This window comes from Streptomyces sp. SID3343 (genome assembly GCF_009865215.1).
In the GTDB taxonomy this organism is placed as follows: Bacteria; Actinomycetota; Actinomycetes; order Streptomycetales; family Streptomycetaceae; genus Embleya.
The window spans coordinates 1-2497 of record NZ_WWJX01000474.1; the positions used below are offsets into that span (position 1 = coordinate 1).

At 69.3% G+C, this 2497-nt stretch carries 2 protein-coding genes; one reads left to right on the plus strand and one right to left on the minus strand.

Annotated elements, in window-relative coordinates:
• The first annotated feature begins 319 nt into the window (after nt 1-319).
• A complete protein-coding gene (locus GT354_RS15305; protein ID WP_161356866.1) occupies nt 320-2080 on the plus strand; it encodes an amidohydrolase in 1761 nt (586 codons plus the stop codon).
• A 166-nt stretch (nt 2081-2246) separates the two neighbouring features.
• Here the strand turns inward: GT354_RS15305 and GT354_RS15310 are convergent, their stop codons facing one another.
• Nucleotides 2247-2399, minus strand: coding sequence for a hypothetical protein (locus GT354_RS15310; RefSeq protein WP_161356867.1), 153 nt, complete (start codon nt 2397-2399; stop codon nt 2247-2249).
• Nucleotides 2400-2497: the final 98 nt, after the last annotated feature.

Below are 2497 nucleotides of genomic sequence, written 5' to 3' on the forward strand. Positions count from 1 at the left end.
GGACCGTCCGTGTCGCGGGACCCTCCGCGTGGCGGGACCCCCCGTGTCGCGGGACCCTCCCCGTCGCGGGACTCCCCGTGTCGCGGCCCCCTCCGTGTCGCGGACCCTCCCCGTGTGCCGGAGCCCGGTCGTCGCCGGTGTCGAGCGCGGTACTACGTGACTACGTGACTACATGACCCGAACAGCGCTGGGCGAGGACCCGTTTCCCCATGGGCCACGCGCAAGATGTCCGAATCTCGCCTTAATCGTCACGGTGTGTTGCCGACAGACTTCGTAGCGAAACGTTCGGCGTTGTATGTGAAGGACAAGGTGGTTTGTGATGCCCGAGGCGAATGTGTCCGAGACTCGCGCGCAGGCGGCGGATGTGATCTTCCACGGCGGCGAGATCGAGACCGTGGCGGACGGGCCCGGGCCCCGCGCGGCTCGGCCCGAGGCGGTCGCCGTCCGGGGTGAGCGGATCGTCTTCGTCGGTGACCTGGCGGAGGCGCTCACGCACTGGCAGGGCCCGACCACCCGCCTGTACGACCTCGCCGGCGCCGCACTCCTGCCCGGATTCATCGACCCGCACGGCCACGTGATCGGCACCGGCCTCCAGTCCACGGTCGCCGACCTGCTCGGCGAACCCGACGGCGACGTCGGTGACATCGACGCGATCAAACGGAAGCTGTCCGAATTCGCGGACAGCGAGGTCGGGCAACGCTCCGCGTGGATCATCGGCTTCGGCTACGACGACTCCCGGCTCGACGGAAAGAAGCATCCCACCCGAGCCGACCTGGACGAAGTCTCCACGGAACGACCGGTGTTGGCCATCCACCAGTCGTTCCATCTGGGCGCGGTCAACAGCAAGGGGCTGGAACTGCTGGGCTACAACGCCCGGGTGAAGGATCCGCCCGGCGGGGTGATCCGGCGCGGCGACATGAGCGTACTGCCGTTCGGGGAACCCGACGGGGTACTGGAGGAGACCGCGTTCTCGCCTGCCTCCGACCTGGCCATCGCGGGCATCGCCCCGCAGGACACGGCCCGATTCCTGGACCGGGGCCTCAAGGCGGCGGCTGGCTTCGGCTTCACCACGGTGCAGGAGGGCGCCGCGTCCTTGAACGTGCTGGACGCGCTGCGCGAGATCGCCCAAGGTACGCCCGGCGGCCTGCCGATGGATGTCGTCGTCTACGTCAAGGCCCAGGAGGCGATCGACGAGCCGCACCGGATCCGGGTGAGCCCCGACTACACCAACGGCCTGCGCGCGGCGGGCATCAAACTGGTCCTCGACGGCTCGCCGCAGGGCCGCACCGCCTGGCTGCGCGAGCCCTACAAGACGCCTCCGGAGACCGAGGACAAGGAGTACGTCGGCTATCCGACCCTGAAGGAGGAGGTCGCCCACGCCCAGGTCATGGCCGGCTACGAACACGACTGGCAGGTGATCGCGCACGTCAACGGCGACGCCGCGATCGCCCAGTTCATTCGCGCGGTGGAAGCCGCCGTAGACGCGTTCGGGGCGTCGCCGGATCGCCGGACCACCGGAATCCATTGTCAGATCGCGGGCCGGGACCAGATCGGGAAGTTCCGCGAACTCGGCATCATCCCGTCCTTCTTCTCGATGCACACGTTCTACTGGGGCGACTGGTACTACGAGACCGTGCTCGGACCGGTACGCGCGGTCGACATCTCGCCCGCCCAGTGGGCGTTGGAACACGGGATGATCTACACATCGCACCACGACGCGCCGGTCGCCCGGCCCAGTTCGATCGCGATCCTTTCCAGCCAGGTCACCCGGATCACCCGCAGCGGCGAGACGTTGGGCGCGCACCAGTGCGTGTCCGGCCTCGACGCGGTCAAGTCGATCACCATCAACGCCGCCCACCAGTACGGCGAGACCCGCGACAAGGGCAGCATCGAGGTCGGCAAGCTGGCCGACCTGGTGATTCTGAGCGCCAACCCGGCCACGGTGCCGGGGGAGGAGATCCAGAACATCACCATCGTGGAGACGATCAAGGCGGGCCGCACCGTCCACCCGCCGATCGAGGACATGCCGACGCCGGTCCACCCCGGCGACGGGCTCAACCTTTTCACCCACCACTGCTGACGTGACCCCGTGCCGTCCGCCGGTCGGCCCCGAATCGGCGGACGGGACGGGGCCTGCATCGGTAGGCGCGGCGATGGCGATGACGGCGACGATGAGGCCGAGCCGGGCCGACTCGACCCACAGGCTCCCCGGTGGCGGCCGGCACCTGGCCCGGGCCAGGCGCCCATCAGCGCCCGATCGAGCCGGGCGGCTTCACCCGCCGGGCCACGGCCTCCGCAATCGTCGGCAACTCCTCGTCCAGCGAGGCCACTTCGGCCGCCTTCGGATTTTCGTCCCGTACCGTCCGGGCCCGGCGCCGGGCCGACGCGGCATCGAGCATCGGTCTCAGAAAGTGTTGGGCAACCGGGAGCTACTGGCCTTTGGTGTCCTCGGCGAGGCGTCGTGCGGCTTCGGTCTCGATGGGGCCCTGGGGTGTGA